Source organism: Bacillus sp. FJAT-52991, from assembly GCF_037201805.1.
Classification (GTDB): Bacteria; Bacillota; Bacilli; order Bacillales; family Domibacillaceae; genus Bacillus_CE; species Bacillus_CE kandeliae.
Genome location: NZ_CP147404.1, coordinates 3,432,814 through 3,456,735 on the forward strand (window position 1 = coordinate 3,432,814; position 23,922 = coordinate 3,456,735).

General features: G+C 40.6%; 26 protein-coding genes. 12 read left to right on the forward strand and 14 right to left on the reverse strand.

Going from position 1 to position 23,922, the window contains the following annotated elements; translation table 11 throughout:
• The first annotated feature begins 99 nt into the window (after window positions 1-99).
• A complete protein-coding gene (locus WDJ61_RS17450) occupies window positions 100-2,145 on the forward strand; it encodes a transglycosylase domain-containing protein (protein ID WP_413789029.1) in 2,046 nt (681 codons plus the stop codon).
• A gap of 158 nt (window positions 2,146-2,303) precedes the next feature.
• Here the strand turns inward: WDJ61_RS17450 and WDJ61_RS17455 are convergent, their stop codons facing one another.
• Window positions 2,304-2,831, reverse strand: coding sequence for a YwhD family protein (locus tag WDJ61_RS17455; RefSeq protein WP_338752066.1), 528 nt, complete (start codon window positions 2,829-2,831; stop codon window positions 2,304-2,306).
• On the reverse strand, window positions 2,831-3,472 hold the full coding sequence (locus WDJ61_RS17460) for a site-2 protease family protein (protein ID WP_338752067.1): 642 nt from the start codon (window positions 3,470-3,472) through the stop codon (window positions 2,831-2,833). The genes WDJ61_RS17455 and WDJ61_RS17460 overlap by 1 nt, the downstream gene beginning before the upstream one ends.
• A 157-nt stretch (window positions 3,473-3,629) precedes the next feature.
• Here WDJ61_RS17460 and WDJ61_RS17465 point away from each other — a divergent pair, with 157 nt between their 5' ends.
• Window positions 3,630-3,818 (forward strand): 2-hydroxymuconate tautomerase, encoded by a 189-nt coding sequence (locus WDJ61_RS17465; protein ID WP_338752069.1) that lies wholly within the window; start codon window positions 3,630-3,632, stop codon window positions 3,816-3,818.
• A 251-nt stretch (window positions 3,819-4,069) separates the two neighbouring features.
• On the opposite strand, the gene WDJ61_RS17470 is transcribed toward WDJ61_RS17465, so the two are convergent.
• The 3 genes from WDJ61_RS17470 to WDJ61_RS17480 all read right to left on the reverse strand — a co-directional run bounded on the left by WDJ61_RS17470 (window position 4,070) and on the right by WDJ61_RS17480 (window position 6,372).
• The gene (locus tag WDJ61_RS17470) at window positions 4,070-4,570 is read right to left on the reverse strand and encodes a YwgA family protein (RefSeq protein ID WP_338752071.1); all 501 of its coding nucleotides are present in this window, start codon (window positions 4,568-4,570) and stop codon (window positions 4,070-4,072) included.
• A gap of 33 nt (window positions 4,571-4,603) precedes the next feature.
• Window positions 4,604-5,902 carry an HD domain-containing protein gene (locus tag WDJ61_RS17475; protein ID WP_338754832.1) on the reverse strand — a complete coding sequence of 433 codons (1,299 nt, stop codon included), beginning with the start codon at window positions 5,900-5,902 and terminating at the stop codon, window positions 4,604-4,606.
• Between the two features lie 245 nt (window positions 5,903-6,147).
• Window positions 6,148-6,372: a DUF1450 domain-containing protein gene (locus WDJ61_RS17480; RefSeq protein ID WP_095479196.1), complete on the reverse strand. Its 225-nt coding sequence runs from the start codon at window positions 6,370-6,372 to the stop codon at window positions 6,148-6,150.
• 222 nt (window positions 6,373-6,594) lie between these two features.
• Between WDJ61_RS17480 and WDJ61_RS17485 the strand changes: the two genes are divergently transcribed.
• Window positions 6,595-7,293, forward strand: a complete 699-nt coding sequence (locus WDJ61_RS17485) for an RsfA family transcriptional regulator (RefSeq protein ID WP_338752076.1) — start codon at window positions 6,595-6,597, stop codon at window positions 7,291-7,293.
• Window positions 7,294-7,334: 41 nt separating this feature from the next.
• Here WDJ61_RS17485 and WDJ61_RS17490 read toward each other — a convergent pair whose 3' ends face one another.
• A complete protein-coding gene (locus WDJ61_RS17490) occupies window positions 7,335-8,174 on the reverse strand; it encodes a lipoate--protein ligase family protein (protein ID WP_338752078.1) in 840 nt (279 codons plus the stop codon).
• Between the two features lie 350 nt (window positions 8,175-8,524).
• On the opposite strand from WDJ61_RS17490, the gene hemQ reads away from it, so the two are divergent.
• From hemQ to gerQ, 3 genes are all read left to right on the forward strand, one after another.
• Window positions 8,525-9,271, forward strand: a complete 747-nt coding sequence (hemQ, locus tag WDJ61_RS17495; protein ID WP_338752080.1) for a hydrogen peroxide-dependent heme synthase — start codon at window positions 8,525-8,527, stop codon at window positions 9,269-9,271.
• A gap of 195 nt (window positions 9,272-9,466) precedes the next feature.
• Window positions 9,467-9,889: a cell wall hydrolase gene (locus tag WDJ61_RS17500; protein WP_338752082.1), complete on the forward strand. Its 423-nt coding sequence runs from the start codon at window positions 9,467-9,469 to the stop codon at window positions 9,887-9,889.
• A 21-nt stretch (window positions 9,890-9,910) separates the two neighbouring features.
• Complete coding sequence (gene gerQ, locus WDJ61_RS17505) at window positions 9,911-10,339, forward strand: spore coat protein GerQ (protein ID WP_338752084.1); 429 nt, start codon at window positions 9,911-9,913, stop codon at window positions 10,337-10,339.
• A 148-nt stretch (window positions 10,340-10,487) separates the two neighbouring features.
• Here the strand turns inward: gerQ and WDJ61_RS17510 are convergent, their stop codons facing one another.
• From WDJ61_RS17510 to WDJ61_RS17525, 4 genes are all read right to left on the reverse strand, one after another.
• Window positions 10,488-10,856, reverse strand: coding sequence for a DUF423 domain-containing protein (locus WDJ61_RS17510; protein WP_338752086.1), 369 nt, complete (start codon window positions 10,854-10,856; stop codon window positions 10,488-10,490).
• A gap of 16 nt (window positions 10,857-10,872) precedes the next feature.
• Complete coding sequence (locus tag WDJ61_RS17515; RefSeq protein ID WP_338752088.1) at window positions 10,873-11,151, reverse strand: YwdI family protein; 279 nt, start codon at window positions 11,149-11,151, stop codon at window positions 10,873-10,875.
• Between the two features lie 15 nt (window positions 11,152-11,166).
• On the reverse strand, window positions 11,167-12,174 hold the full coding sequence (locus WDJ61_RS17520; protein ID WP_338752090.1) for a potassium channel protein: 1,008 nt from the start codon (window positions 12,172-12,174) through the stop codon (window positions 11,167-11,169).
• Window positions 12,175-12,251: 77 nt separating this feature from the next.
• A complete protein-coding gene (locus WDJ61_RS17525; RefSeq protein WP_338752092.1) occupies window positions 12,252-12,926 on the reverse strand; it encodes a uracil-DNA glycosylase in 675 nt (224 codons plus the stop codon).
• Between the two features lie 169 nt (window positions 12,927-13,095).
• On the opposite strand from WDJ61_RS17525, the gene pdxK reads away from it, so the two are divergent.
• The 3 genes from pdxK (at window position 13,096) to bshB2 (ending at window position 15,077) form a co-directional block, all read left to right on the forward strand.
• A complete protein-coding gene (gene pdxK / locus WDJ61_RS17530; RefSeq protein WP_338752094.1) occupies window positions 13,096-13,905 on the forward strand; it encodes a pyridoxine/pyridoxal/pyridoxamine kinase in 810 nt (269 codons plus the stop codon).
• Window positions 13,906-14,003: 98 nt separating this feature from the next.
• Window positions 14,004-14,354, forward strand: a complete 351-nt coding sequence (locus tag WDJ61_RS17535; RefSeq protein WP_338752096.1) for a YojF family protein — start codon at window positions 14,004-14,006, stop codon at window positions 14,352-14,354.
• Between the two features lie 27 nt (window positions 14,355-14,381).
• On the forward strand, window positions 14,382-15,077 hold the full coding sequence (gene bshB2 / locus WDJ61_RS17540) for a bacillithiol biosynthesis deacetylase BshB2 (protein ID WP_338754833.1): 696 nt from the start codon (window positions 14,382-14,384) through the stop codon (window positions 15,075-15,077).
• A gap of 270 nt (window positions 15,078-15,347) precedes the next feature.
• Here bshB2 and WDJ61_RS17545 read toward each other — a convergent pair whose 3' ends face one another.
• The 3 genes from WDJ61_RS17545 to WDJ61_RS17555 form a co-directional block, all read right to left on the reverse strand.
• Window positions 15,348-16,253: a nuclease-related domain-containing protein gene (locus WDJ61_RS17545; protein ID WP_338752098.1), complete on the reverse strand. Its 906-nt coding sequence runs from the start codon at window positions 16,251-16,253 to the stop codon at window positions 15,348-15,350.
• A gap of 521 nt (window positions 16,254-16,774) precedes the next feature.
• Entirely contained in the window at window positions 16,775-18,034 is a 1,260-nt protein-coding gene (gene ilvA / locus WDJ61_RS17550) for a threonine ammonia-lyase IlvA (RefSeq protein ID WP_338752100.1), read from the reverse strand.
• 69 nt (window positions 18,035-18,103) lie between these two features.
• Window positions 18,104-18,985: a Cof-type HAD-IIB family hydrolase gene (locus WDJ61_RS17555; protein WP_338752102.1), complete on the reverse strand. Its 882-nt coding sequence runs from the start codon at window positions 18,983-18,985 to the stop codon at window positions 18,104-18,106.
• 287 nt (window positions 18,986-19,272) lie between these two features.
• Between WDJ61_RS17555 and WDJ61_RS17560 the strand changes: the two genes are divergently transcribed.
• The 3 genes from WDJ61_RS17560 to WDJ61_RS17570 all read left to right on the forward strand — a co-directional run bounded on the left by WDJ61_RS17560 (window position 19,273) and on the right by WDJ61_RS17570 (window position 22,772).
• Window positions 19,273-20,625, forward strand: coding sequence for a YjiH family protein (locus WDJ61_RS17560; protein ID WP_338752104.1), 1,353 nt, complete (start codon window positions 19,273-19,275; stop codon window positions 20,623-20,625).
• Window positions 20,626-20,778: 153 nt separating this feature from the next.
• Window positions 20,779-21,858, forward strand: a complete 1,080-nt coding sequence (locus WDJ61_RS17565) for an AI-2E family transporter (RefSeq protein ID WP_338752106.1) — start codon at window positions 20,779-20,781, stop codon at window positions 21,856-21,858.
• A gap of 86 nt (window positions 21,859-21,944) precedes the next feature.
• On the forward strand, window positions 21,945-22,772 hold the full coding sequence (locus tag WDJ61_RS17570) for an alpha/beta fold hydrolase (protein ID WP_338752108.1): 828 nt from the start codon (window positions 21,945-21,947) through the stop codon (window positions 22,770-22,772).
• A gap of 32 nt (window positions 22,773-22,804) precedes the next feature.
• Here the strand turns inward: WDJ61_RS17570 and WDJ61_RS17575 are convergent, their stop codons facing one another.
• Window positions 22,805-23,869: a hypothetical protein gene (locus WDJ61_RS17575; protein ID WP_338752110.1), complete on the reverse strand. Its 1,065-nt coding sequence runs from the start codon at window positions 23,867-23,869 to the stop codon at window positions 22,805-22,807.
• Between the last annotated feature and the right edge of the window lie 53 nt (window positions 23,870-23,922).

The window sequence follows — 23,922 nt, forward strand, 5'->3', positions numbered from 1 at the left end:
TAGTGGAATCTTGTAAAAATTCAAGAGAATTTTATGTTTAAAAACTAGTTTTTTTTTTCATACTAAAAGATACCTATTCTAAATAAGGCAGGTGATTATATGAAAATCACGACCCTGTCACGATTTCATCAAACAGTTAAGTGGGTACGGGCTGGTTTGTTTCTTAGCTTTTTTGCAATTATAGCTTTATTGTGTCTTTTCGGTGGTGGTTATATGTATTTCAAAATTCTAGGCGAACCACAAATTGCCGTCCCGCAATCTACTTTATATTTTGCAGCCAATGGCGAAGTGATTGGCGAAAGCCATGTTGGTGAAAAAAGATACTGGGTGTCTCTTGATGAAGTATCCCCTTTTTTGCTGCAATCTACTCTAGCTATTGAAGATAAAAAATTTTATGAGCATAACGGGTTTGATTTCAAACGGATTGGCGGAGCTGTTGTGGCTGACTTGAAGGCGATGTCGAAAGTTCAAGGGGCGAGCACCATCACCCAGCAATATGCGCGTAACCTATACCTTTCTCATGATAAAACATGGAAGCGAAAATTATCGGAGGCCTCCTACACGATTCGGCTTGAACTAAACTTTTCCAAAGAGAAGATTTTAGAAGGTTATGTCAACACGATTTACTATGGGCATGGCTCCTACGGAATTGAGTCTGCGAGTCAATTTTATTTCGGGAAAAAAGCGAGCGACTTAACGCTCGCAGAAGCAAGCATGCTCGCTGGGATTCCAAAAGGACCGTCTATTTATTCACCAGTCAAATCGATGGACAACGCTAAAAAGCGGCAAGGGCTCATACTACAGGAATTAACAAAGGATGGAGTCATTACTGAAAAAGAAAAGCAACGTGCTGAAAGCGAACCCATTCGGCTAGTGGCTAAACACCCCCACACCGATGTGGAACAAGCCCCCTATTTCCGCGATGCAGTTCAAAAAGTGTTAGCTTCCGAGCTTAACATTGATGAACAGACCATCGCCCTCGGCGGCTTACGAGTATATACAACACTCAACCCGAAGCATCAAAAAATCGCGGAGCAAACCATTAAAGAAGTGATTCCTGATGATTCAAACGTCCAACCAGCGTTCGTGTCAATTGCACCGAAAACCCATCATGTCACAGCTCTCGCTGGAGGAAAAGACTTCAAGCAAAGCTCATACAATCGGGCCATTCAAGCCATTCGACAACCCGGTTCAGCGTTTAAGCCATTTTTATATTATGCTGCTTTAAAAAACGGATTCACTCCAGCCACGATGTTAACAAGTGAAGCCACTTCTTTTCGTTTTGACGAAGGTCGCAACGTCTATACACCAAGCAATTTCAACCATCAATATGCAAATAAAGCAATGACGATGGCTCAAGCATTAGCCGTTTCAGATAATATTTACGCAGTGAAAACACTTCTTTTTCTCAAGCCAGAAGTACTCATTAGGACAGCGAAGACATTCGGAATTTCAACACCTTTGAAACCCGTGCCCTCCCTCGCTCTCGGGACTTCCGGTGTCCGTGTGCTCGACATGGTCAACGCCTATGCGACCATTGCCAATGGTGGACAATACGAGAAGCCCGTGTTTATTACACGAGTAGAAAATGCCCAAGGAGAAGTCATTTATGAACATCAACCAAGTCATGAAGAAAGACTAGACCCCAAGAAAACGGCGATCTTAACACATATGATGACAGGCATGTTTGATGAAAAATTAAATAGCAGTGCCCATGTCACTGGTGCGTCGATGGTTCCGAAAATGACGAGACCCTATGCTGGAAAATCGGGTTCTACAAACACGGATTACTGGATGATTGGCTTTACTCCGCAGCTAACAGCGGGGGTATGGACAGGATATGACGATGGGCAAAAATTTACTGTAGCAACCGATCAATCATTGGCCAAAAAAATATGGCTTCAATTTATGGAAAAAGCCCATAAAGGAAAAAAAGCCAAAAAATTTTCCAAGCCTGATGGGGTTGTTGCTGTAAATGTGAACCCTGATAACGGCAAAATCGCCAGTCAATATTGTCCGATTACGCGTGAAATGTATTTTGTGAAAGGAACCGAACCTGAAGAATATTGTACGGAGCATTTACCAAAGAAAAAGAAACAAAAGGAGAGCGAAGACAGCTGGTTGGATAGACTTTTTCCTTTTTAATACGTAAAAAAACCTCGGGTGTGCGGCCCGAGGCTTTTTTGTCCTAGCTTATGCAATTTATGCATTAGCCTTATTGTACTTTTTTTGTTAATATTCGGCAAGATGCGAATAATGAATTCAAAAAAAATATTCACATTTTATACACAACTAAAGAATTTTCACTCAGCTAGATCTTCCTTCAATTGCGGTAAAGATAGCTCCCACATTTCGGCGTTATGGTTCTGTAAAAATTGTTTTAGTACTTTTTTCGAACGCGCGTCCATATGATCGACAATGATGTGACTTTTTAACGATTTATCCATGCGGTTCACATGCTCAGGCAGCGATTTATAGCCGCGGCGAGCTTCGCGATTAACCGTCATCTCACAAGCAGTGACCCCCGCATAAAATGGCCCTTCTTCGCGACGATCAACCGTTACCCAAACAAGCCAAAACGGCTTTGCACCTTCAGGTACCTCTTCTTTATTCGGTAAAAACTTGATGCCTTTCTCTACAGTGCTGCGAGCATGCATCGCACCAACATCGATAAATGCCTCTTCTTCTTCCACATCAATGAAGACAGGCGACACATTTTCAAGGCTAAGTGCCCCTTTGCCAAACCCTTTATGACCATCTGTTGGATCATTTTTGATAATATTAAATCCTACTTTTTTCTTTTTTTCCATTTTAAAACCTCCCCTTTCCATCAAATGAAAATTGAAAAGATCGTCGTGAACCCTTGTAATAATGCAGGTAAAACCGTATTAAAGATCGGCTGAATGACCCATTGGTTAAGCGGTGTAATCACAATAATCAAGAAAATTAACACGCCATATTGCTCGTATTGCGTTAATTTCACCCTTGTCGCTGGCGGAACTAAATCCTCAATGATTCGGTAGCCATCAAGCGGTGGAAATGGCAGCAAGTTGAACACAAACAACACTAAATTCAACCATACCATCATTTGAAGTAAATCCACAAAAAACGGTGGAATACCAGCTGGAGCTAAGAAAAACATCAGCCCAAAAGCAATTAAAGCGATAATAAAGTTGCTGAGCGGCCCAGCAAATGAAACCAAAATACTAGCGAGACGAGGATTTTCGAAATTGCGACGGTTCACAGGCACCGGGCGCGCCCAACCAAACCCTGCTATTAAAATAAAAATGGTACCAATTGGATCAAGATGTGAGACTGGATTCAACGTCAGTCGTCCTTGCTCTTTTGCCGTATCATCTCCAAACTTGTACGCGACAAATGCATGAGCAAACTCGTGAAATGTAAAAGCCACCACAAGAGCAATCACGACAAACGGCATTTCTTCTAATGAAAAAGCTAAAAAACGCTCCAAATGACAAACCCCTTTTTTAATTAATCATTATCATTGTAACTGATGTTGCACATCTATTTCTATTATTTCCTTTTCTGCAATGTTGCCTAATCATGCGAAAAAAGCTTACAATTCAATTGAACCTACATAGTTCATTATAGAAAAGGAGCGAAACAATATGCCATACGTAACAGTCAAAATGCTTGAAGGTCGCACAGAGGACCAGAAAAAAGCGCTAGCGGAAAAAGTCACAGCCGCTGTCAGCGAAACAACAGGTGCCCCAGTAGAAAAAATCGTCGTCTTCATTGAAGAAATGACAAAAAACCACTACGCCGTTGCCGGAAAAAGACTAAGCGACGAAGAATAGACAAGAAAAGCGGAAGGCGCTTGATCAGCGCGATAGCGGATTTAGGCGCTCGACCAAGGGTTCACGGTTTTGGAACCCGACCGAGAGTGCAAAAATCAGCGTACGCGCTAGCGCCTGAAGCTGGACAATCGAAAAGTGGAAGACCGCCCTAGAGGTTACAGAACAACCTTTAGGACGGTTTTTTATGGAAAGAGCAAAGAAACCCGCACGATCGCGGCTACACCCAATAAAAAAACTCGCCTGGGCGAGTCTTAATGTAATTTCTTTAATTTTTCAATATAGGCATACGCTTCATTAATTTCTTCTTCGGTGTAGCGTTGCTTGCTTTTGAGCGTGAAGATTTTTTCTGCTACTTCTTCACGTGTTAATGTATCAAAGTAGAGAACGGTGGATACGAGTTCGAGAAAGCGAGCCGATTGGTTATTCATCTCTGTGACGGTTTCCTTTAAATGAGGCATGTTCACTTCAGCATGCTGAAGAAATGTCTCGCCTTCCCCCGTCATCGTATAGCGATATTGATAATAGCCGCCTTTTTTCTCGCGCACTTCATCGATAAATCCCATATCACAAAGCTCTTCTACACGCAGCGTTAATTCTTCTGAATAAGGACCATAAAAATGAAATTCAAACTTTTCCTGAAAAGGGAAGGAGATCTTCTTTGCGATGTAAATCATTTTCTGTAGCTTCTTTCGCCCGATCACTTCTCCACAGGCTGCAAACGCCCCCATTAATTTTGCATGTTCTTTTAACACAATTTACTCAACTCCCACTTTATCGTTCCAGCTTTAAATTTCCAAAATTGATCGGATTTGCTTTTTTATATTTCTTCTAGATGACTGATCATGAAGTCGGTCTGCAGGAAAATATAATTTATGGTCTGTTCGTCTTTTTCCTGAAATCGCATCAACAATATCCGACTCTCTTGACAATTCTCGAAGCTCTTCATTTTTCATCAACAAATAAATTGGTAGACGCTCTTCCTCTTCTCCCGGCCGATAAAAATCATACGGTAAATCAGATGAAGAATCGTACACTAAATAGTATTCCGGATCGATGCCCGCCTTCTTAAATAGCGCCTCTAGCTCGCTATGCTTGCGGTACTCCTTCGCCGGATCAAACTCTATATACTTAAATAAATCACGGTTCACAAAACGTCGGCATAAGTCACTTAAAATAGGATCTTCTTCCTCTTGCCACACTTGAAAATAATATAGCATTACCGCTTCGTCTAACTTTAAATAGTCTTGAAGTACATACTCCTCATTAAAGATCGAGTAGAAATGCAGTGGCTTATAAGTAAAGATATACCCTTTTCGATGGAGCTCCTTCGCTCGGTGCAAAATCTTTGTCAACAGCACCTCGGCACTCCTTGTGACAGGATGAAAATACACTTGCCAATACATTTGGTAGCGGCTCATAATATAATCTTCCACCGCATGCATCCCACTTTGCTTAATCACAACTTGATCTTCACGCGGACGCATCACCCGCAAGATCCGTTCCATGTCAAAATGACCGTAACTCACCCCGGTAAAATAAGCATCACGCTGCAAATAATCCATCCGATCAGCATCAATTTGACTAGAAATGAGGCTAACGACGAGCTTATTTTCAGACGTTTTCCCAATAACTTCTGCTACTTTTTTCGGAAACTGTCGATCTACTCTTGTCAGTATGGCATTCACTTCTGTGTCCCCAAGAATAATCATCTTCGTAAATTCCTCATGATCGAGTCCAAACACCTTTTCAAAGGAATGAGAAAAAGGTCCATGACCGACATCGTGAAGTAACGCCGCACACAAAGACAGCAATCGATCCTCTACATTCCACTCTTTACGACCAGCAAACACATCATCGACGATGCGGCGAACGATTTCATAAACCCCTAGTGAATGATTAAATCTACTATGCTCAGCCCCATGAAAAGTCAAATACGTTGTACCTAACTGTCGAATTCGGCGCAAACGTTGAAATTCCTTCGTTCCAATTAAGTCCCAAATCACTACATCACGTACATGGACATATCGGTGAACAGGGTCTTTAAACACTTTCTCTTCTTGTAACTTTCGCTTTGAATATTCCATCATATACCCCCATTCATGCTTCATCATGCTTCCATTATAACGAATTTTGGCATATTTATCGGAATAAACCATGATAGAAATTGCTCTTTTCCTAAAAAAGTGAAGAATTCACAGGGCTATTGCATATAGTAATAGTGGAAACGATAGAACCGATCACATTAGTCACGTGGCTCTCAACTAAAAAATCTATTATTTACTAAACAAAAAATCACCTCATCCACTTCGAACGGTTAGGTGATTTCCAACTATTTTTTTAATTTTTTTCGCACTTTTTCCATTAACTCTTCTTCCGTCAATGCAGCCACTGGCCGGTTATTAACAAAAGCAAAAGTTTTTTTGCGTCCTGGTCCGCAGTAAGACTGACAGGCAATATCAATAGTCGCATCTGGGTCGATATCCTTCAACTTTGGCAACAAAGTTTTCAAGTTAACAGCCTGGCAATCATCGCAAACGCGAAATTCATTTGCCATCTATATACAAGTCCTTTCTTTTGTAAGGTTAAGCTATTCGGTATTTTACATGGAATGGATGTTGTTTGCAAGGGGAAATACTTCATGCATAAGCAACAGTTCCACTAGAAACAGCTAAACTAGCAGAAAAAAATTATTTTTCCATATTGGTATAAATCTATTGTAATTTGATCATCCTGTCAGTAAACATATTTTTTACTAAAAAAGGGAGTTGAATATAAAATGAAGAACAGGCAAGATGCATGGTCTGAAGAAAATGATCTATTGCTCGCAGAAACGGTGTTACGTCATGTCCGTGAAGGAAGTACACAGCTGAATGCTTTTGAAGAAGTAGGTGACCAATTAAACCGAACTTCAGCTGCTTGTGGGTTCCGGTGGAATGCTGTCGTCCGTCATCAATATGAAAAGGCACTGGACCTTGCGAAAAAACAGCGAAAGCAGCGAAATCGTCTGCTCGGTAAAGAACAAGGTGGAAAGAAAAAGCTACTATACCAACCACCGACGCCATCATTAGAAGAAGTCGAAGCGATGTCTACACCGCTCGGCAATGATGTAGAAATGGCATTGGATCTGCCTCCTGTTTCAGTTTCAGCTACTCCGCATCCAACGGGTGAGATCACCATGGAGAAAGTGATTGCCTTTTTGCAAACTGTTTCAGGACATTCCTATCAAACAGATCGATTGAAACAAGAGAATGCAAGATTAAAACATGAACTTACGGAAGCTGAGAAAGAAAGAAAGCATTTAGAAGAGCGCGTTGCCGAGCTAGAGCAAAACTCGGAAACAATGCAAGAAGACTATGAAACATTAATGAAAATCATGAACCGAGCACGAAAGCTCATTCTTTTCGATGAGGAAGATCAAGGAGCCACCTCTTTTAAAATGGATCGCAATGGCAATCTAGAAAAGATGGCAGAATAAGATTAGAAAGGGCTGATTTGTACAGTCAGCCCCCTTAGTCCTCACTCAAATAATACTTTTTCATTCCGCTCCATCACTCGCTGTAAATATCCTTGATACAGGTCGATTTCTTCTCCTTCTAAGGAGCTTGTCAATAATCGATCACTATACTTGCTCAATGCCGTTAAAAAACGAAGCATCACGTCTGAAACGGTTAGCTCCTCACCAAATAATTCCGATAAAGAAGCCATCACGTCTGGTTGAATTGTTGGATATACCCACTTCGTTTGTTCTGCTTTTTTTCCAGCTTGATAAAAGCGGCGAATCGTCTCCGCTCGATAACTGCCACTACCTGTTACACATAGATAAATTTGCACAGCAATCCCTTTGCGAATACGCCGTTGAGAAATACCGGCAAATTTCTTACCCCCAATGCTTAAATCATAGCTTCCTGGGCAATAAGAACCGACCACTTCAAACGCCTCGATCTTCTCTGAATACTCGGCAAACATTTCTCGAATCAAGGCCAACATCGCTTCATAACCGCGATCAATATCAATTCCTTTTTCTGTATCCGGGAAAATCAATGATAAATTAAGCACTCCTTCATCGAGCACGACCGCAAGTCCGCCAGAATTACGGACAATTACTCGATAACCTGCTTCTTTTAACAGTTGAACCCCGTCATTCAAAAAAGGCAACTTCGTATCTTGAATGCCGAGCACAATCGTATTATGATGTACCCAAGCCCTTGCCGTGGCCGGACTCACCCCCGCACCGACAGAGGTACAAAGCGTGTCATCCATCGCAAAGGATTGCAACGCATCGAACATCGGACCTAGACTAGATTGGTCGATCATTCGCCACTCTTTTTGCTTGAGCAACTCTAGCTTTTCATTCATATCCTTAATCCCCTTCTAACCAAAATCAACTATCTTATTTTCTTTCAGCATACCCTTCTCGCACAATAATTCAAGAAAAATTTATCCCGCATTAACGGGCTGTAAGACTCCCACCTCAACATGACAGAAGAAACGTAGGCATGTAGGTGGGGGATCAACAGCCCGTAAACGCCCGATCGGTTCAACTAACAATCAGTGGGGGATGAAGCCCCCCCACTGATTGAAGTTTCACTTTATGATGATGAATAGGACGTATCCATCGATTGTGTCATCATAAGTGTCTTCTTCTCGTTTATGGGACAAACTATGTTATATTTAAAGTTGAAAATGAATACATAGGAGTGAATAACATGAGCGAAGCAGCAAAAACATTAGAAGGCTGGTATTGCCTTCATGATTTTCGTCTAATCGACTGGACAAGCTGGAAAATGCTTTCTAGCGATGATCGTCAAACAGCTATTCATGAATATCAACAATTTTTGGCCAAATTAAACTTGGCGCATGAAGCTAAGGAAGGCAGCCATGCATTTTATAGCGTGGTCGGTCAAAAAGCGGACTTTATGTTAATGATTCTTCGTCCAACGTTGGAAGAATTAAATGCATTAGAAACAGAATTCAACAAGTTAAAAATTGCTGAATACACAATCCCAAGTTATTCATACGTATCTGTTGTTGAACTAAGCAACTACCTATCTTCAGATGAAGATCCTTATGAAAACCCGCAAATTCGCGCTCGTTTATATCCAGAGCTACCTAAAGCGAAATATGTGTGTTTCTATCCAATGGATAAACGCCGTCAAGGAGAAGATAACTGGTATATGCTTCCGATGAAAGAACGCGGCGCTTTAATGCGCAGCCATGGAATGATCGGCCGTCAATATGCTGGGATCGTGAAACAAGTCATCACTGGTTCTGTCGGTTTTGACGATTACGAGTGGGGCGTTACTTTATTCTCTGATGATGTCCTTCAATTTAAAAAACTCGTATATGAAATGCGTTTTGATGAAGTGAGTGCTCGCTACGGTGAATTCGGCTCCTTCTTCGTCGGCAACTTAATGGACGACACGAAACTTGAACAAATGCTACATGTGAATTAATGGATAAAAAGCCTTTTCTGCTTCATGGCAGAAAAGGCTTTTTTAGCATGAATTTCACATTAAATCCTTCAGACGCTCAAATTGAGCAATGTGAATGTTAAAGGTCAGCCACTCATTAGAATTTTCCAGTCATGAAATCTCCTCTTTCACATACATATAAACTGACAAGCGGTTTGATAAAAGTGAGGTGGTCTTTTGGCAGTCGTTGCTCATAATGAAGAAGAAGTGAAGCTGTTGGCTAGGTTGATGAGAGCAGAAGCTGAAGGGGACGGACAGCTCGGCATGTTAATGGTAGGCAATGTCGGCGTCAACCGTGTGCGAGCAACATGCCTTGATTTTAAAGATATTCGTACGATTCGCTCTATGGTGTTTCAACGACCGGGCGGATTTGAAGCTACACAAAAGGGATACTTTTATCAAAGAGCGAGGCAACAGGATATTAACCTTGCCCGCAAAACGATTAGGGGTGGAAGATATCACCCGGCTAGCTTTTCTCTATGGTTCTTCGAGCCGCAAGGAGGATGCCCTGGACAATGGTATGGGCAGCCTAATACCGGTCGATTTAAATCACATTGTTTCTTTTCCCCTACCCGGACCAATTGTCCAAGCGTTTATTAACGATTCAAAGGAGGGTTCTTAATGAAGCAACAGACAACAACTCCATACATGTATAGTACGCCGATGTATTATCAGCCAACTCCCATGTATACTCCCCCAGCAGGCTCTACCTTACCAGCAGCTGGAGGAACGACAGGGCAAGTAGCTGGACAACAAGTTCCTGGCATGTTGCCAGCAGAAGAGTCGTACATTGAAAACATTTTAAGACTCAACCGAGGAAAAGTCGCTACTGTCTATATGACCTTTGAAAACAATCGTGAATGGAATGCTAAAATCTTCAAAGGTGTCATCGAAGCTGCTGGCCGTGATCATTTAGTATTAAGCGACCCTCAAACAGGCAGACGCTACTTATTGCCAATGATCTACCTTGACTACATCACATTCGATGAGGAAATCGAATATCAATACCCATTCGGCGGCGGACCAATGGCATCTTATCCACCGAGATAAATACAAAGGCGGAAGATGTCGTTTAGCATCGTATGGATTGGACAACCCGTACAAGATCAAGGACAAAGAACTTATCACATTGAAAGGTTATTCTTTAACAAAACAAAAAAACTGTTCCCCAACCAATCATTAGGGAACAGTTTTTTCATTACATCTTCATCACAGCAAGAACAAGCAACACCCAGCCCGCTAAAAAGGCCACGCCACCGAATGGTGTAATCGCTCCAAGAATGCCGATTTGCGTGACTGTTAACACGTATAAACTTCCAGAGAATAAAATGATTCCAATAAGCATTAACCAACCGGACCAATTAAGAAAAGAGCTGGCCGGAATTTGCCCCATAAGAATGCCAACCAAAATTAAACCTAAGGCATGAAACATTTGGTATTGGACACCTGTTTTCCAAATCTCTAAATACTTAGGCTCTACCTTCCCTTCAAGCCCATGAGCACCGAACGCCCCAAGAGCGACGGATAAAAAAGCATTAATTGCGCCAATGATAATAAACGTCTTCATTCTTTACATCCTCCTCTTAAAAGTCAAATATCGAATCACCGTTGGCTCCATCTTCTGTTTCTATCTTTTCTTCTTGATTGATCGATGGCTGTGACAATGTCGATGGCGGAAAGACGTGCTCCCCTCGAACAGAAGATACAACTCCCGGCCCATCCGCAGCGGATTCCAGTACTAAATCACACAACGCCTTAATTGTATGTACATGTCGCTTAATTTCATCGCTTTTTTCAGCCTGCCTTGCTTGTCGAACTTCTATTTCGATTTTATTTAGTACAGATTGATGGGAAATATTCATAATCATGCACCTCCATTAAGGGGTAATCGCTTTTTCAAACACTGTCAAATTTTCCTCAGCCCCAAACACTATTATTTTATCATGTGCTTGCAATTTTTCATCTGATTTTGGTATACCAATTAAAGATCCGTTCCTCAAAATTGCCACAATTGTCACATGATAGACATTGCGAATATCTAAACCTTTCAACGACTGATCTACAAATGAAGATTCCTTTTGAATCAGTATTTCTTCAATCGAATACTCAGCATGATCTGCAGAGAGAACTAAATCCATATAGTGGACGCTCAATGGCTTTAAAATAGACATTACTATCTGCTTGCCACCGGTTGAGGATGGATTAATAACTCTAGCTGCTCCAGCCGTCTTTAGCTTCTTCTCTGTAGCCTCCCTTTCCGCTTTTGAGACAATATAAATATCAGGATTAAGTCCCTTAGCTGTCAACGTAATGAACACATTATCTGCATCACTAGATAGTGCTACTACAAGCGTAGCCGCCCGTTCAATACCAGCAGACTTTAGTACATCATCTTCTGTGGCATCACCAACAATAAACAATTCATCCGATTTCAATATTTTATGTAAAGGCTCCTCTCTTTCATCAATAAATACGACTTGCATATCTTTGTACTCTCTTACATAATCCAACACTTGTTCTCCAACTCGGCCTAATCCACATACGATAATATGATTCTCCAATTGATCAATCTTTTTTTTCATCTTTCTCTCCCTCATTGATGTAGAAAGCTCCCCCTCCACGACGAGTGAAGCTATCGCCCCGATCGCGTAAGATACGATTCCGACACTTACAGGAATAATGATTAGTGCAAACCATCTTCCTTCTTGCGTAACAGGGATGGTATCTCCATAGCCAACAGTCAACACAGTAATAATGGTCAACCAAAGGGCATCGAACCAGCTTAAATCTTCAAAATATTTAAACCCGATCGTCCCAATCAAACACATCGCGCTCATAGCCGCAAGACTATTTATTAAATGTTGATATCTCTTTCTATCTTTCATCAAACATCCTCTTTTATTTTTGAAATTACTCTTTTTTTGTCAATGTTCCACGTGAAACATCGATAGCAGTCGAAAAATTAACCATTATTCAGACACCAATTGATAGGTGTTTCACCAAGCTCTTGAAGAAAATCGTTCGCCTTTGAAAAAGGATGACTTCCGAAAAACCCTCTACTAGCTGATAACGGACTCGGGTGTGGCGCCTGAATAATTTTATGTTTCGATTGATCGATCAACTCGAGCTTCTTTTGAGCAGGGCGGCCCCAAAGAATAAAAACCACAGGCTGCTCTCGTTTATTGATGCAAGAAATCACTTGGTCGGTAAAGCGTTCCCAACCTTTGCCACGGTGGGAATTGGCTTCCCCTTGCCGAACAGTCAATACCGTATTCAAAAGCAATACCCCTTGTTTAGCCCACGGAATTAAAGAACCATTGGTTGGAATCTCGCATCCAAGATCATGAGATAACTCTTTGAAGATATTTCTTAACGATGGTGGGAACGGTATTCCCGGTTGAACAGAAAAACTTAAACCATGCGCTTGATTCGGTCCATGGTAAGGGTCTTGTCCAAGAATCACCACTTTTATCTCTTGATAAGGAGTCAAATGAAACGCATTAAAAATATCATACATATTCGGATAAATGATGTTTGTAGCATATTCTTCTTTAAGAAATTCCCGAAGCTTTAAGTAATAAGGCTGCTCAAACTCTTCGTGAAGTAGCTCAGCCCAATCATTTTTTAAAACAGCCAAAATGCTCTCTCCTTTCAGTAATATGTAATTGTTAGGTATTTACAACTATTTTACCAGTCTTCCAATAGTTCAGCATCCTAAAAGACTTGTATAAAACATTTAAATTTTTTAAACTATTAGTACATATTTATATATGTTGCTTAACGAAATTTAGGAGGCTTATAACAACATGACAATGAATAAGACATTAACGATTGCAGGTTCAGATACGAGCGGTGGTGCTGGTATCCAAGCAGACCTGAAAACATTCCAAGAACACGGCGTATACGGCATGACTGCTCTAACAACGATTGTAACAATGGATCCGGACAATCATTGGCACCACGGTGTTCATCCCCTTTCACTTGATACATTGGAAGCTCAATTAAAAACAGCGATGTCTGTTGGCATTGATGCAGCTAAAACAGGTATGCTTGCGACAGCTGACATTATTGAAATGGCTGGTAAGCATTTGAAAGAAAACAACATCGATAAAGTGGTCATTGACCCTGTAATGGTTTGTAAAGGCGACGATCAAGTATTGAATCCAGAAGCACCTGTTGCTATGCGTGAATTTTTACTTCCTATCGCAACGGTTGTGACACCGAACTTATTTGAAGCGTGGCAACTATCTGGTGTCGGCCCGATCCGCACGGTGGAAGATATGAAAGCAGCTGCTCAGAAAATTCATGAACTAGGTGCAAAAAACGTCGTTGTAAAAGGCGGCAAACAGCTAGATCACGTAAAAGCAATCGACGTATTCTACGATGGAGAAGAATTCGCTGTTCTTGAAGCGGAAAAAGTGGAAACAACATACAACCATGGAGCTGGCTGTACATTTGCAGCAGCCATCACAGCGAACCTTGCGAATGGACAAAGCGTGAAAGATGCGGTAGTGAATGCGAAGCAATTTGTAAACGCGGCGATCCGTCATGGTTTTAAGCTTAACCAATATGTAGGCCCTGTTATGCACGGTGCTTTCAATAAAGTGACTAATTAAGTTCCATTTGACTGTCTGAAAAAAGGCAGTCTTTTTTTTCGCTTTCACCGCTCGATTTTAGTAAAATATTCTTCACAGGCTTGTAGAGGAGGATGAACGTGGAGCCAATTATCGTATCAAAAGTTCAAGATGCCATCGATCAGTTTGCCAAGAAAGAAGTGTATATTCACCTTGAAACAACAAATGGAGCATATGCCACTCATTTTAACGAAAAGATGTTTTCGGCAGGGGCTTATATTCGCAATGCCCAAATTCAATATGAACATGGGAAAATCGTCGGCGATGGTCCATACCGGGTCGGTTTAAAACTAGCCATAGGTTGGGTATACGCAGAAGGGTTGACTCACTTTAGCTTCGATGAAAAAGGAAGATTGCTGCTAGCCGGCCACGATTTTGAAGGAAAGCTGGCTGTTGCCTTACAAATCGGCAGAGAGCCTTTTAACCACTAAAATGGGGAGGAGACATAAATCATGGTGATGGAAATCGAAAAAGAGCGTCACGTCCTAGTCATCTTTCCGCATCCGGATGATGAAGCATTTGGGGTTTCAGGAACAATTGCTACTCACACAAAAAGAGGCACGCCCGTTACTTACGCTTGCCTAACACTTGGAGAAATGGGACGAAACCTTGGAAATCCCCCATTTGCCACACGTGAATCGCTGCCTGAGATCCGCAAAGCCGAATTGAAAGCGGCCGCCAACGCGCTGAAAATCACTGACTTGCGTATGATGGGATTACGCGATAAAACAATAGAATTTGAAGACGATAAAAAAATGGCCGATCTTGTATCACGCTTAATTGACGAACTTAAGCCATCCTTAGTGATCAGCTTTTATCCTGGGTTTTCCGTTCATCCTGATCACGAAGCGACAGCCCGTGCCGTCGTCCGCGCGATTCGTCGACTACCCGAAGTTCAGCGTCCAAAACTTCACTGTGTCGCATTCGCCAACAATACGGATACTGACCTAGGTGCTCCCGATATCACTTATGATATTCATGACACATTTGGACAAAAAATGGATGCCCTACGTGCCCACATTTCCCAAACGGCTTGGATGCTAAAAGAGATGGAAAAGCTGTTAGCTCAAAACGACAAAGAAACCATTCAACGTATCAAATTTGAACGCTTCTGGTCCTATCGCTGGCACGATGACCAAGTTAGTGAACTATAATCAATGGCATAAGTACCCCCGATCAGAATTTGATCGGGGGTATACTGCTTGGATGGGGCTTTGTTTGCTTTTGCTGTGTGGCGGTTCTTCGACTTTCTGGCAGCTTCTTTGACCTTGCGCGGCCGTTCTTTGACTTTCTGGCAGTTTCTTTGACCTTGTGCGGCCGTTCTTTGACTTTCTAGCAGTTTCTTTGACCTTGTGCGGCCGTTCTTCGACTTTCTGGCAGTTTCTTTGACCTTACGCGGCCGTTCTTTGACTTTGCACCGATTCTTATTTACGCTTGGCGTCATTATTTAAAGTCGAGATAAAATAGCAACGATTTTTCGTATGTCCCCCCTCTTTCAGTTGAAGAGATTTTAGAAACTTATATACAAACTTCAAAGACTCTGTTTGAAAAAAAGCAGCCAATTGTCTTGTCGTAACTTTATGACCAAACAGTTGAGCATATTCTTGTAGAGCTTCAAAATGAGCATTTTTCGATACATGATGACAAGTTAAACATTGCCAATTTCGCTTCACCCTCGCCATAGGTATTCTTTTACAAGCCGGGCAACGTATCCCCTTGAGTATATCCTTCTCTGAAATTTGAAAATGAGACATTATATTTAAATCATACGGATCATTTTGTTGAATCATTTGTTTAGAAAGAGATTGAAATTGATGATATTTTAAAATAGGAATAGAATAAGTTTTCATGAGGGTATCAATTTTATCGGGGATTTCAGACGCGTGAATTATTTGATTAATATAACTTTTATTAGGTGGTGAAATATCGATTCTTGCTAATGGGTTACTCATGACTAATGCTGTTACTACAGGAATAGAATGGACATTATGCTGAGCAAGCCAATCTATAAAGTGCCTTTTCTGTCTGCGCATTTGAAGAATTGGATCCGCAAACACTTCCTCCTTTCCCTCTAGGGTTCTTATCAATTGACGCGTATCTCCTTTGAATAATAGCTTCCCAGAATAGTTTTTAACTTCCATAATTAAGAAAAAATTATGTGTCAAAAGCAACGTGTCCATTTGAAAAAAAGAATACTCTCCTGCAGGTAGTCGAATATCATGCAATATTAACATATCATTTTGTTTCACCTCTCGTAAAAAGTAATCAACGGTTTGTTCTCCTCGATAACCCGCCTGATGTCTGCCATAAGCTTCTTCAAGTACGGCCATTTTGCTATGCCTTTTTGGAAGTCGACTCATCAAAACCTCCAATTTCGACAAAAGTAATGGCTTCGAACGTGGTTTAATGATCATTTTATTTGTCCTTTCAGTTAAAATAGCTTACATTACCTCTTTTCTTTCTAAGACTCGATTTTCCTTGTGTTAAATAAAGAATTTACATTATTTTAACAAAAAACGCCTAAGGATTCGCTGTTCCCCAAATAAGCTTGAATGAATCAAATACTTTTTTGGCATCCAACTCTTTCTCTGACCTTCTCAAGCATTTCTTTGACTTTCCACCACTTTCTCCGACCTTTTCAAACATTTCTTTGACTTTCTAACGCTTTCTCCGGCCTTTTCAAGCACTTCTTCGACTTTCTAACGCTTTCTCCGGCCTTTTCAAGCACTTCTTCGACTTTCTAACGCTTTCTCCGGCCTTTTCAAGCACTTCTTCGACTTTCCAGCGCCTTCTTTCCGCTTCCGCTTTCACAAAAAGAAGCCACACTGAGGCATGGCTTCTTTTGATCCCGTTAAATTAATAAGTTAAACAAAAATGGGTCACTGTTGATTTCGATGTATGGAAATCCTTTTTGTTTCATGCGGTTGATGAGCGGAAAGTAGTCTTCTTTGTACTTTAGCTCGATGCCGACAAGGACTGGACCTTCGTCGCGGTTATTTTGTTTAGTGTATTCGAAGCGAGTGACATCGTCGGTTTCTCCGAGTACTTCGTGCAGAAATTCTCGTAACGCACCAGCACGTTGCGGGAAATTGACGATAAAGTAATGTTTTAGCCCTTCGTAAATGAGAGATCGTTCTTTAATCTCTTGCATGCGATCGATGTCGTTATTGCCGCCACTCACAATGCAAACAACATTCTTGCCTTTAATCTCATCTTTATAAAAATCGAGCGCTGCAATGGATAAAGCACCAGCTGGCTCCGCTACAATGGCGTTTTCATTGTACAGCTTCAAGATGGCTGTACATACTTTACCTTCTGGGATAATGACGATATCATCAAGCACTTCTTTACAAATTTCCATCGTGATGTTGCCCACTTGCTTCACAGCGGCTCCGTCGACAAATGAATCAATTTGTTCTAGCGCGATAACTTCATTGTTAGCGAGGGACGTTTTCATCCCTGGTGCTCCCTCAGGTTCAACACCGATCATTTTTGTATTCGGACTAATACTTTTCACATAAGAACCGACTCCAGAGGCCAATCCCCCCCCGCCAATTGAACAAAATACATAATCAATTGGATCGGACATGTCGTTCATGATTTCCACGCCGACTGTTCCTTGCCCAGCAATGGTTCGAAAATCATCAAATGGATGAATAAATTCCATTTGCTTCTCTGAACAAAAGCTCATCGCCGCCAAGTAAGAGTCATCAAATGTATCTCCGGTTAAAATGACCTCGACATTATCTCCACCAAAAAGTTTCACTTGTGATACTTTTTGTCTTGGCGTCGTGGACGGCATAAAAATGGTCCCTTTAATATTCAGCTGCTTGCAGGAAAAAGCGACTCCTTGTGCGTGGTTACCTGCACTTGCACAAACCACTCCTTTTGCCCGCTCCTCTTCTGATAAGCTATATATGAAATTGTAAGCCCCACGCAATTTAAAAGAGCGGACGATTTGTAGATCCTCACGCTTTAAATAAATATTACATCCATAGCGCGCGGATAATAGTTCATTTTTTTGTAGTGGTGTTTGAGTCACCACATCTTTTAACGTCTGATTTGCCATGACGATGTCTTCTACTTTTACTTTCGTTAGCGCCTTGCTCACATTTTTCCCCTTCTTTGTTCGAATTTTAAGAATTATTTTAACATACTTACAACTGATTTGGGTAGGGAATCACGAGAAATTCTCGTGATTCTTTACGCCGATAAACCTTTCGATCACAGCCGCTACTCCGTGTTCATCATTGGTGGCTGTCACGTAGTTACACAATGTTTTAACCTCTGGATCAGCGTTGCCCATTGCCACCGGGAAGCCCACACGCTGCAGCATAGAAACATCATTGAAATTGTCACCAATCGCCATGGTTTCTTCAAAGACGATTCCTTTTTCTTTTATAAAATGCTCTAACGCTACCCCTTTTTGGGCATCGAGATGCGTAATTTCAATATTTTCACTTCCTGAAGAACTAATAGCTAGGTCATGGATCAGCGAAAGCTGCTCTCTAGCCTTATCTAACTTCTCTTGTTCAAATGAAAAAGCTAAAAATTTGTACACAACCATATCCTCTTTATGAATAACCTCTTCATAGCTGTCTACTAGTTGAAGTAACCCTTTTGTAAAGCGAATTTTGGCTGCCTCACGAATTTGATCTTGCGGAATTTCTGAATGTGCTGTTAGGAAAATATTGACCATAATATCGAGTGCTTTTTCATAGTCATCTGTGAATGTACCCTCCGCTGTATGTATTTCAAAATAAAGGCCGATCTCCTTTAGCGCTTGAAAGATACGTGCTGCGGTTTCTTTTTCAATAAAAGCATTATTGATCACTTCACCAGAGACATTCCGAACTTCCGCTCCATTGGCGCAAATCATCGGACAGTGAATATCTGCTTGATCTAGGGCGTAGCGAGCTTCCGCATAAGAACGACCTGTCGCCACAACTACTTCTATACCTTGTGCTTGAGCTTCTTTCACCGCTTGAATATTTTGTTCACTCACTTCCATTTTGCCATTTAGAAGGGTGCCATCCATGTCTGTCGCAATACATTTAATCATTTTTTCACCTACTATATTGTGTATTATATTCGCTTACTTATTTTAGCATGAATGAGACCGACCATCTTTTTCAAGGAAAGTACAAAGCTTTTCAACAGATTACCTTGAAAAATATGTCGAATTTGTGACATTTTATCTTTTCATCTAAATATTATTGTGTTATAGTTTTTTAAAAAATAATTAGAATTATTTATATATTAAAATTATATAAAAACTATAGATTTTCACGCTAAAACGAATTAAAATAAACACTTATTAATAAATATGCACAGAGAGGAATTTAATATATGGAAAATACTAACAAGTATTCACTTGCACATATTTTACTTTTTATCATCCCATCGTTAATCGGTGTTTTCTTATTTGTAATCCCTATGAAGATCGGGGACGGATATACGATTCCCATCGCAGTTTTATCGAATTTTGTCATCGATAACATGGGCGACTATATTCCTGCCATTATGACTGGGTTAATTATATTGTCAGCTGTTGGCACATTATTGGTCAAAGCTATTCGCCCACAATTTGTTAGAAACTCCCATTTTCTAGCTTCGTTATTTGATATCACTCCTTTTTGGGCTACTGTGCGAGTTTTAGGAGCTATTTTTGCTGCACTCACATGTTTCAAAGTAGGTCCAGAAGCCATTTATTCAGAAAACACGGGAGGACTTTTACTAACTTCTTTATTACCTGTTTTATTTTCTACTTTCTTGTTTGCTGGATTGCTATTGCCCCTGCTATTAAATTTTGGACTACTTGAATTTATTGGTTATTCATTAACAAAAGTCATGCGTCCACTATTTAAGCTGCCTGGCCGTTCATCAGTTGACTGTCTTGCTTCCTGGCTAGGCGACGGCACAATCGGTGTGCTTCTAACAAGCAAACAATATGAAGAAGGATTTTATACGAAAAAAGAAGCGGCGATTATCGGAACTACTTTCTCTGTCGTTTCAGTCACTTTCTGTTTAGTCGTTATTTCCCAAGTTGGATTAGAAGATTACTTTCTTCCTTTCTACGGAACTGTTATCCTTGCAGGAATAGTAACTGCACTCATTTTACCGCGGATTCCACCACTATCTAGAAAAGAAGATACATTTGTTAACGGAAACGAACGCACAGATTCGGAAGAAAAAGTACCTGAAGGATTTTCTCCGATTTCTTACGGTTTTAACCAAGCTGTTGTACAAGCACAAAAAAATAAACCTGCTCAAGTAGTGAAAGATGGCATTCAAAACGTCATTGATATGTTGCTTGGTGTAGCACCTGTTGTTATGGCATTAGGTACAATCGCTTTAGTTATTGCAGAAAACACACCGGTATTCCAATGGTTGGGTATTCCATTTATTCCATTGCTTGAACTTTTACAAATTCCGTTTGCTAGTGAAGCATCTGAAACAATTATGGTTGGATTCGCAGATATGTTCTTGCCTTCTGTCATTGGTTCTGGAATCGAAAGTGAATTAACGCGTTTTGTTATTGCTTGTCTTTCCGTTTCTCAGCTTGTTTATATGTCAGAGGTTGGTGGCCTTATCCTAGGTACAAAAATTCCAGTGTCATTTAAAGATCTCATCTTGATCTTCCTTTTAAGAACACTTATCTCGCTTCCAATCATCGCCGGAGTTGCGCATCTCATATTTTAATCAAAAAGTACAACGCACACTTAATTCATTACAAGTGTGTGTTGTGCTTTTATAATGGTTATCCATTGTTCTGGACTTAAAAATGTTTCTCTATCGCTTCTATCTCTGTATAATAAGTATACAGTGTAGAACTGATAGAGAGGAAGTGAATGTATGACTCATAAAAGTTGGTTTCAATTCGGGATTGCAATTGTTCTTCTGCTTGTAGTTATTATGCTATTTAGAGAAGTGAAAGATATTTTCTATCCATTGACTATCATAATTGAAACGGTGTTCTTACCGATTCTATTAGCTGGTGTTTTATTTTACTTAACACGTCCGATCGTTCAATGGCTCACAAAAAAACGCCTGCCTAAATGGTCTGCCATTCTAGTTGTATACATTTTACTATTCGGTGTATTTTGGATGCTAATTACAATCATTGGCCCAGTTGTGAATGATCAAATGACGAAGCTGATTAAAAATGCCCCTAAAATGTTTCATGCAGCCGAAGAAGGTATTAGCTATATAATGAATCAACGAGAGCGATTGCCGGAAAATGTGATTCAAGCGATTCAAGATGTCATTGACAAAATTCAAACAATGGCTATGTCTTTTGGAACGTGGCTGATCACTTTTATTCAATCATTGCTACAAGCGACATTTTCAATTGTACTTGTCCCGTTCTTTTTGTTCTATATGCTGAAGGATCGTGAAAAATTTGTCCCTTTTATCACCCAATTTTTCAATGGAAATCGAAAAATATGGTTACAGAAGACGTTAAGCGGTTTAGATAATGTCTTAAAATCCTATATACAGGGACAACTATTGGTTAGCTTTCTCATCGGAGTCATGCTGTTTATTGGGTATGTAATTATTAAATTAGATTATGCACTCATTTTGGCACTGTTCGGTATGGCAACGAATGTGATTCCATTTTTAGGGCCTTATCTGGCGGTAGCTCCTGCTATTTTAGTTGCATGGACACAAGACCCTCAAATGGTTATTTATGTAGCGATCATTATGTTGGTTGCTCAACAAATTGAGTCGAATTTAGTTTCGCCTAATGTGATGGGGAAAGCACTTGACGTCCACCCACTAACCGTCATCACCGTCATTCTTACTGCCGGGAATATAGCTGGTATTTGGGGAGTTATTTTAGGTGTTCCTGCTTATGCCGTTATCAAAACAATTGTCTCCAACTTATATGATATGCGCCAAGAAATTAAGCAAGCGGCTACTAAAGATGTGTAGTGAGGCTGTCCTCGGGCAGCTTCTTTCTTTTTTTAAATATTTCTAGCTATAAAAGAACATAATTAGAATGAAAGGAGGCACATGGGATGAAACGGCCGAGAATGATCATCTTATTTCTGTTCATCGTTGCACTTGCTTTCATAAGCTATCATTTGCTTTACCGAATAGAACCTGTCAATTCACAAACAAGTACTCCTCCCTTACATGCAACTGTATTTGTTCATGGGTATAAAGGGACGGCGGTTTCTTTCCGTTCAATGCTTGATCGTTTCGAAAATGAGCACCACTGGGGCAAGCAAGCACTCCTATGCAAAGTGACGAAAGATGGCCGTGTACTCACATCTAAAACCAGTCATTATACAGCAAATGACCACTTGTTCGTTCAAGTCGTATTTGAAAATAACCGAGCTAACTTTGAAGATACTACTTACTGGCTCTCTGAGGTTATGAATACATTGAAGACACATTATGGCATCGACCAAGTGAACCTTGTGGGTCATTCAATGGGGGGCATTGTATCCACTAAATTTTTAGAGGATTACAAACAAGGAGGCAAGTATCCACATGTTGAAAAGCTTGTGGTAATCGGTAGTCCTTTTAAAGGAGTAAAGAACCGAGACTACTTAAAAACAAACACAGGAGCGGCTACATATGACTTGATGCCCAATTCTCCTGCTATTAAACAATTGTGGGCAAATACGGAATCTTTCCCGAAGCATGTGAAAACACTCGCCATTGCTGGAGTAGGTGATCAACTAGTTAATGTCAATAGTGCACTAGCTATAGAAAGTATCGTTCCTAAAGAAAACTATACCGAATCCATCATTGTTAACCGAAACATTAACCATAGCGGCTTACATGAAAGCGATGAGGTCGATGCACAAATTGGTCAATTTTTATGGAACGAACAGTGAGAGCCAGAAATCACTTCTGGCTCTCTTAACCATTAAATTTTTTGTAAAATATGATGGCAAACGTGACTGACCATTGTTGGATCTTTCCTTTTTTCATATAATGCTTCTATTTGATCTTTATATCGTTTGCTTTCTGCTAAATAACGAGTCGCTGTTTTCATTAATGCACTGTATTGATCGGCGACATCACTTATTTTCGTTATATTCTTCTCATCCGTTCCCTCTTCAATAATCTCTTCATAAAGGTCGATAATACTGTCAGATGGTTTGTTAGGAAAATATTCATGCGGTGCCGTGCTGTCAAATATAGCAAAATTCAATTCCCTAACGATCACCATATCGACACTATTTGGATCAAACCCACAATGATACACTTCCAGATCATATCCTTGCTCTTCCGCTGCCGCTGCAATTTTTTTCATCATCGTTGATTTCCCTGAGCCCGGTCGACCTTTAATAAAGTAGCGATGGTTAAGATCTTGCGTTAAGTTATTTATGAAATCAACCGCTCCTTTTGGGGTTGCGGCGCCGAGAAAACGATGCTTGCTGATGGCTGAAGTTTTATCTTTATCCTTTGGAGGGATCAGCTGCTGAATAATACTGGCCGTCAGCTGATTGGCCTGTCGCTGGTCGAGTACTTGAATATAAATATGTTCCCATTCATCATGCACATCGAGTGCTCTTCTAAAACAAGAATGGGCCTTTCTAGTAGCTGTATTGGCTTGTTCTATGAGCTCAGTAATTTCCTGTGCTGCTTTCTCAGAGAGAGGCTTTCTTTCTGGAATAGCGACATACTGTTTGTTCGCCCCCGCGGTTTCCTTACTAGAGATGCTAAACGCATACACAGCTACTTTTTTATCCATCATAATTATCCCTTCAAGAGCATCTGGATCGGAAGCACAATGAATGAATTCCATGTTCATCCCTAACTCTAGACATCGCTCAGCCAATTGTTCCATGCAAGCCTTTCTGTCTGCTTCTGTTCCACCATCTAAAATAAAGACTTGCTCAATCCCTTGCAGGTTCGTTTCAAGTAAGCTATAAAAACCTTTTGCCGTGTTCCCCCTTGTAAAGTAACGAATTGTTTGACCGCTCATATCTACACCTCTTTATTGATCGATTTAGAATGGTCTCATGGTCTATGTATATG

Bases quoted from the DNA above. Each gene is read 5' to 3' on its own strand.
- WDJ61_RS17450 (WP_413789029.1), top strand. From the start codon at position 100: ATGAAAATCACGACCCTGTCACGATTTCATCAAACAGTTAAGTGGGTA.
- WDJ61_RS17455 (WP_338752066.1), bottom strand. From the start codon at position 2,831: ATGGAAAGGGGAGGTTTTAAAATGGAAAAAAAGAAAAAAGTAGGATTT.
- WDJ61_RS17465 (WP_338752069.1), top strand. From the start codon at position 3,630: ATGCCATACGTAACAGTCAAAATGCTTGAAGGTCGCACAGAGGACCAG.
- WDJ61_RS17475 (WP_338754832.1), bottom strand. From the start codon at position 5,902: ATGGAATATTCAAAGCGAAAGTTACAAGAAGAGAAAGTGTTTAAAGAC.
- WDJ61_RS17480 (WP_095479196.1), bottom strand. From the start codon at position 6,372: ATGGCAAATGAATTTCGCGTTTGCGATGATTGCCAGGCTGTTAACTTG.
- WDJ61_RS17485 (WP_338752076.1), top strand. From the start codon at position 6,595: ATGAAGAACAGGCAAGATGCATGGTCTGAAGAAAATGATCTATTGCTC.
- WDJ61_RS17490 (WP_338752078.1), bottom strand. From the start codon at position 8,174: ATGAATGAAAAGCTAGAGTTGCTCAAGCAAAAAGAGTGGCGAATGATC.
- hemQ (WP_338752080.1), top strand. From the start codon at position 8,525: ATGAGCGAAGCAGCAAAAACATTAGAAGGCTGGTATTGCCTTCATGAT.
- gerQ (WP_338752084.1), top strand. From the start codon at position 9,911: ATGAAGCAACAGACAACAACTCCATACATGTATAGTACGCCGATGTAT.
- WDJ61_RS17510 (WP_338752086.1), bottom strand. From the start codon at position 10,856: ATGAAGACGTTTATTATCATTGGCGCAATTAATGCTTTTTTATCCGTC.
- WDJ61_RS17515 (WP_338752088.1), bottom strand. From the start codon at position 11,151: ATGAATATTTCCCATCAATCTGTACTAAATAAAATCGAAATAGAAGTT.
- WDJ61_RS17520 (WP_338752090.1), bottom strand. From the start codon at position 12,174: ATGAAAGATAGAAAGAGATATCAACATTTAATAAATAGTCTTGCGGCT.
- pdxK (WP_338752094.1), top strand. From the start codon at position 13,096: ATGACAATGAATAAGACATTAACGATTGCAGGTTCAGATACGAGCGGT.
- bshB2 (WP_338754833.1), top strand. From the start codon at position 14,382: ATGGAAATCGAAAAAGAGCGTCACGTCCTAGTCATCTTTCCGCATCCG.
- WDJ61_RS17545 (WP_338752098.1), bottom strand. From the start codon at position 16,253: ATGGCCGTACTTGAAGAAGCTTATGGCAGACATCAGGCGGGTTATCGA.
- WDJ61_RS17555 (WP_338752102.1), bottom strand. From the start codon at position 18,985: ATGATTAAATGTATTGCGACAGACATGGATGGCACCCTTCTAAATGGC.
- WDJ61_RS17560 (WP_338752104.1), top strand. From the start codon at position 19,273: ATGGAAAATACTAACAAGTATTCACTTGCACATATTTTACTTTTTATC.
- WDJ61_RS17565 (WP_338752106.1), top strand. From the start codon at position 20,779: ATGACTCATAAAAGTTGGTTTCAATTCGGGATTGCAATTGTTCTTCTG.
- WDJ61_RS17570 (WP_338752108.1), top strand. From the start codon at position 21,945: ATGAAACGGCCGAGAATGATCATCTTATTTCTGTTCATCGTTGCACTT.
- WDJ61_RS17575 (WP_338752110.1), bottom strand. From the start codon at position 23,869: ATGAGCGGTCAAACAATTCGTTACTTTACAAGGGGGAACACGGCAAAA.